We start from the raw sequence: 6,286 nt of genomic DNA on the forward strand, positions 1-6,286 counted from the left end.
GTAACAAGTCATAATTGAAGCGCATAGACACCCCAGAAACAGGAAAAAAAGAGCTTAAAAATTGGAATGATTCTGAAGAGGGTTATCGGCAGTTCTGACCCAGGCTGTAACAGGATGGTTACTTTTTTGAGGTTATGATGCGCAAGGGGAAATCGTCTGTTGTATGATCTAAAAATTTAGCTTAGGCAAGCAGTAATATCTTTTAAAATTAACTTTTTATCTAAGTTATTAGCGCATTATGATCATTTTTGATAAAGCCACTTATGAGAGTTACCTTTTAAATGTTGCAATGACTTTTCGACTATGATGGGTAAAAACGCCCTTTGTTAAAAGGGCGTGATTCCTGAAATGACTTAATGCTTAAATTTTCTTCTCAAAAAGATATGTCGCTGTTGCATTAAATCTTCTGGTTGGAATGTAATTAAAACTCAGCAAAAATGCAGAAACTTCATCAAACTCCTTTTTGGATGCTGCCTCTACATAGAGCACAGGCTGATGCCGCTCAAAGGTTTGAATTGCACCACGCAGAACTTCCATTTCCATCCCTTCAACGTCAAGCTTAATTACAGATATTGAATTTAATGGCTCTTTTTCGACTACAGAGTCGAGCGTGGCAATTCTCACATCTCCAGAACTATTAATATCTAACTTTGTCATGCCGATGTTTTTTTCATCAACCGCACCAAGATTAGCTGTAGTTTCGTAGCTTCCTAAACCTATTTGGTAAGCCACAATTTTCTCTTCAAGGAAATTAAGCTTGATGTTTTCACATAAGGTATCATAAACGTTTTTCTGAGGTTCGAAAGAAATCACTTTATTTGCCCCGCAAAACAAGGAAAAGTAAAGGCTATGATTACCTATGTTAGCGCCTACATCGAGAATAGTGCTTCCTTTTTTGACTCTGTTTGAGATATCCAAAAGCATCTCAGGTTCATAGAAGGTCCCAGTAGACTTGATTACATTTTGTATATAATCGTTTTTATTTGGAAGATGCATGCGCACAAGCTGATTTTCACAACTAAACGAGAAAATATCCTCGAAAGAACCATCATAACCTTGTTCATCATCGTTTGTTTTCAAACCGTAGTGAGCAATCATCTTATTAATATTACTATCGTTCCCACCATTTAACAGGTTTTCATGCCATAATGGTTTTTCTGTAATACCCTCCCATTCAAGGAGTTCCATTTTCTTGCCCACGACTTTAAATTTCACTCCATTCATACGGCACATCCAGTAAAGCCAGACATCATCCGCTCCAGGTGAAAGCTTAGAGAAAAGATTTGCATTTATCACGTCACGATAGAAACAATGTGGTGGATAAAGCACACCCGCTCCAGATGTTGGAAAAATTAATGACGACTCATCTGTAGATAAATTATACTCCCATTCCCATTTACTGTAAGGAACCGGCATACCATCCTGGTTAAGAAGGATTTTATGAGCGCGATGGGCTACAACCGTTTTATAGTTTCCATTCCATGCACCAATCAAATCATTCAGCCAGTTATCAGGATAATATAAATCATCATCTGCAGTAACTATAAAGGAATTAGAATCCTCTTTAAGCAAAGGAATGATTTTTTTGTAGGATTTTAAATCCTCGCACGCCTTTATTTCCAAACCATATTCTTTAAATGCAAGAACACTCTCAGGAAGCAGGCCTTTTTCTGACTCTGCAACCCACAAAATAACCCTGTCTGCTTTTACAGTTTGCTTAAAAATGCAGTCAAGCGTTAAATGGAGAATACCAAAACGCTTATCGTATGATGTTAAGCTTACAATAAGTTTTTGTGGCAAAGAATGTGGTTTATTTTTATTGACTCTGGAAACTGGAACATTTTTATCAAAAGCAACTTCTTTTAAATAATTTCCAAGCCTTTTAGTTGAATGAAGTTGCAGTAAAGGGGCCACTACATCATAAAGACCATAGCCGGAATGAAGAATGAATGCTAATTTTTCACATTGCTGAGCACTAAGATCATTTCTGCGACTTGGTGTTACAATGAAGATAGCTTCTGCTGCTATCATTTGTGAAGAGGCGAATGGTTCGGCTCCCTCGAACCCTACGGTCTGAGCATACTCAATATTTATAAAAGAATGAAAATCTAGCCCAGCGTTTTTTAAATGAACGCATATTTCACTAAATGACAACTGTCCTACATGTGTATCTTCAAATCGATAATACACAGCGACAAAAAGGCAGGATTTTAATAGCCTAACTCCATGTGCGAAAAGCAATCCAAGATTAAATCTATTATCCAAAATTAGCCAATCAATATTATCAAGGCCATGGATTTCATCGAGCTTTAACGATGCGGCCTTTATACTGGCAAGTACTTTTTGAGGATACCATTCTTGCTGTGAAGTTACGCTGATTGCAGGTAGATCGCTACTATATTTGGCATCAAGACACATATATAGCTGGGTATCATTCCCATCACCAAGTAATTGCATTTGTATTTTCTGCAATGAATTTCTTTTTAAAGGAAGGTAATGATCTTCGACCATGCCGAGAGGGTCAATGATGATCATGAAAGTGCCATTCGTAGCCATTATCGCTTTGAATTTATCTTGTCGAGCAAGTATACCACCATAGTCTAGTGCCTTAACCTGTCCGTCAAGATTGAACGCAAAACCTGATTCATTATCACAGAAAGATGAGGTGTCCATTTTCATTGGTCGGTTTAGAATAACTGAGCTTTCTTCCCCTTTAAAATAAACATCTTCATTTTCATCAAATGACAACGACTCAGGTAACTTGTTCTCGGCATAGCGCTGCCATACAGCGCGCATAGCATCAGAAAAGTGACGTGCGAAACGTTTACCATCACATACAGGTGATGATAAAAGAATCTCTCGCAAATGGCATCGAATCAGAGCAAGGTTTTCTGAATCATTCGCAAGCTCTTTAGCAATTTTTCGGTAATCTTCCCAGTCTTTTGCGACTAATTCTGGCATTCCCGCATGTACAAGGTGTGAAGCGGAATGACGCCCAGCAAATGTTGGTCCCGGCAATGTTATTACCGGCACACCCATTACCATTGCCTCACAGGTTGTCAATCCACCAGAGTATGGCCAGGGATCAAGGGCAATATCAACATGATTGTAACTTTCAAGTAACTCTTTGTGAGGAGATGCCCCTTCAAGAATAATCCTGTCGCGCTTAACACCATGATTTTCAAGAGTGACATAAACACGTTCACAGAGAGATTCGTCTTTAAAATTAAAACTTTTCAAATAGAGTTGTGAATCAGGCACTTCATTAAGTAAAATGGCCCATTGCTCTAATAAATCGTCATTGATTTTTGCTGCATTATTAAAACAACCGAAGGTAATAAACCCCTTTATTTCACAAGGTAAGGCCTTCACCGGCGGCAAATAAGCTGGTGGGTCATAGCAAATATAATCAACAGGAAGCCTGATCAGTTTCTCCGAATAATGGCTATCAACTCCCTCTGGAGTTTCAATATTGTCACTGAGCAAATAATCCATACCATCAAGGCCCGTGCTACTGATTAGTCCCCCCACCCATTTAATCATAATTGGAGCAGGTTTAAGCTGTAAAGTCTGCATACGGCTATTAGCGTTATAGCCGTTGAGGTCAAAAAGAATGTCAATTTCATGTTCGCGTAGCAAAACATCCAACTGTAAATCTGGAATATTTTCAACCTGCGTCCACTTACTCGTGATTCTTTGGATGCGTTGAGTAATGTGATCCGACACTGACGTGGTGCTATATGCATAAAATTCAATTTCATGTTGTTGGACATGGGACAAACCCATCGCTATCATCATGCCAACTGGATGAGTTCTGAAGCCATCTGAAATCATGCCAATACGTAACTTTTTATTTTTTGCTTTGTTATTGGCTATAGCACGCATGCTTTTTTTTATGGGCTTATATTTCTTTTGCCACTTCTGACAAAGTTGATGTATATCCTCTACGCTTAAACTTGGATCGTAATGTGAACTTACAATATGATTGAAATAGGGTATAGGGCTGTGCTCAGATAAAAGTTTAGCTTGTTGATAGGCTTTGTGCATTTCATCGAACTGACCTATCTCCTGGTAAATGATGCCTAATTCATTCCAGTACGACCACTCTCTTTCATTTAAACTAATTAATTTTGAAAACTTTTTAATAGATTCCTGATATTTCTTCTGCTTCTGCAGTGAAAAAGCAAGTAAAACTATCAATGGAATGGCTTCGTCCACCTCTAAATATGAAATAACATGGTCAATTAAGTACTCGACACCTTCATATTGTTCCTGTAAATACATAAGCTCAGCTTTATAGTAAAGAGCGCTACTATCGTGCGGATTTAGTTCTAATGCTTTCGCGTAAAACCTCTCGGCGGAAGTGAATTTTTGAAGATGTTTATGAGCACGACCACTCATCACCCATAATTCAACGTCCCTGGGATTTTTCTTTATCAACAACTCAAGCTTCTGCAGGGCTTTTTTAGGATTTAATTCAATTAATTCAGCCAATTGATAGTGTGATAAAGGAGTATTATCCTTAATTTTTCGTTCATTCTTTTTAATGACTGAGTTTTTCATGGTGGATATTTGCCTTTTTCATAACCGTAATCGATAGCGTCATCTCTGAAACATCCAGAAATTTCAGCAATTTTCTGGGATTATAAAAAAAACAAAAAAAAATAACGGGCAAAATACCCGTTATTTTTAGTACCAATTTTGAGGATTGGATTAGCGAAGCAGGGACAGCATAGTCTGAGGAACCTGGTTAGCCTGAGCCAGTACAGAAGAACCAGCCTGTTGCAGAATCTGTGCACGAGACATGTTAGACACTTCAGTCGCGTAGTCAGAATCCTGAATACGACTGCGAGCGGCTGACAGGTTGTTAACAGTGTTGTTCAGGTTAGTAATAGTTGATTCGAAACGGTTTTGTGATGCACCCAACAGGCTACGCTGATTGTCGACTGATTTGATAGCTGCATCAATTCGAGTCAATGCACCATCAGATACCACGCCGGCAGTTTCTGTGGTAGCAGTAAGTACATCAAAGCCATTTGCAGCAACTTTACGAGTTCCAGTCGTGCCCGTATTGTCTTTAAGGGTTGCTGCAGCAGTATATGTTCCGCCGTTTGAGGTATTGGCAGTACCATTTGCTTGATAAAGATCCCAACCCTTACTAGCTCCGATTGAAATGCTGATTTGCTCTGCATCTTTTGAACCAACCTGGAAGCTATAAGAGGTATTAGTCGTAGAGCCAGTGTTAAGTACTTTAATACCGTTGAAGTCTGTTTGCTTAGTTACGCGATCAATTTCAGCTAAACGCTGGTTAACTTCAGACTGGATAGAGTCGATATCTGATGCGGAGTTTGAGCTGTTCTGCGCCTGTACGGTCAGGTCACGCACGCGCTGTAAGTTGTTGTTGATTTCTGACAGCGCGCCTTCAGCGGTCTGCGCCAGAGAGATACCGTCATTGGCGTTGCGTGCGGCAACGTTGAGGCCGTTGATGTTAGAGGTGAAGCGGTTGGCAATCGCCTGACCGGCAGCATCATCTTTCGCGCTGTTGATACGCAGACCAGATGACAGACGCTCGATCGCAGTACCCAGAGAAGACTGAGACTTAGTCAGGTTGTTCTGCGTCACCAGGGACAGGGTGTTAGTGTTGATAACAGCCATGATATTTATCCTTCAAATTAAATGGGTTAGGTTTCGGCATTTGGCCTGCGGCTTCATCACCGTCAACCTGATTATCGTCAGCCCCTAACCAACCTTTAGAAAAAATTCAGCGAAAATTTAAAAAAGCGCAAAAGGCCGAAGTGCAATAAAGAAGGGGTTTTTATCTGGCTATTGTTTTTTTGCTGAGGGATTAAGATTTTTGCATCGCTGCCGATACTGCTTCCAGTGATTGTCCATCAACTAAGGATTGAACCATGGCAAGTGTAAGTAACCTGAACGCTGGAACGAACCTCGGCTTAAGCGATTTATATGACCAGCTGCAAACGGCGGAGCAGGCTAACCTGACGCCGATTACAACACAACAGACTTCTTATAAAGCCAAACTTTCAGCATGGGGCATCGTGCAGACTGCACTGCAAAAAGTGCAGACTGCGGCGGCGGCATTAAAAGACACTTCTGCAATTGCCTCAACAAAAGTCAGCAGCACCAACACCGCGTTCACCGCCACGCTGGCCAATGATGCGGCGGCCGGTAACTTTTCGGTTGAAGTCACCCAACTGGCTAAAGCGCAGTCGCTGCTCTCGAAAAGCGCGACCAGCAAAGATGGCGATTTAGGCGATTCCAGCCTCGC

Annotated in this window: 3 protein-coding genes; 1 reads left to right on the forward strand and 2 read right to left on the reverse strand. The window is 40.5% G+C overall.

From position 1 onward, the window contains the following. Window positions 1–360 precede the first annotated feature (360 nt). Window positions 361–4,563 carry an FkbM family methyltransferase gene (locus FT726_RS25715; protein WP_346303687.1) on the reverse strand — a complete coding sequence of 1,401 codons (4,203 nt, stop codon included), beginning with the start codon at window positions 4,561–4,563 and terminating at the stop codon, window positions 361–363. A gap of 150 nt (window positions 4,564–4,713) precedes the next feature. Next, window positions 4,714–5,655, reverse strand: a complete 942-nt coding sequence (locus FT726_RS25720) for a flagellin (protein ID WP_278428220.1) — start codon at window positions 5,653–5,655, stop codon at window positions 4,714–4,716. Between the two features lie 254 nt (window positions 5,656–5,909). Here FT726_RS25720 and FT726_RS25725 point away from each other — a divergent pair. Next, the coding region (locus FT726_RS25725; protein WP_346303688.1) for a flagellar cap protein FliD N-terminal domain-containing protein at window positions 5,910–6,286 on the forward strand (377 nt) is incomplete at its 3' end.

This window comes from Pantoea sp. Morm (genome assembly GCF_016643525.1).
Classification (GTDB): Bacteria; Pseudomonadota; Gammaproteobacteria; order Enterobacterales; family Enterobacteriaceae; genus Pantoea; species Pantoea dispersa.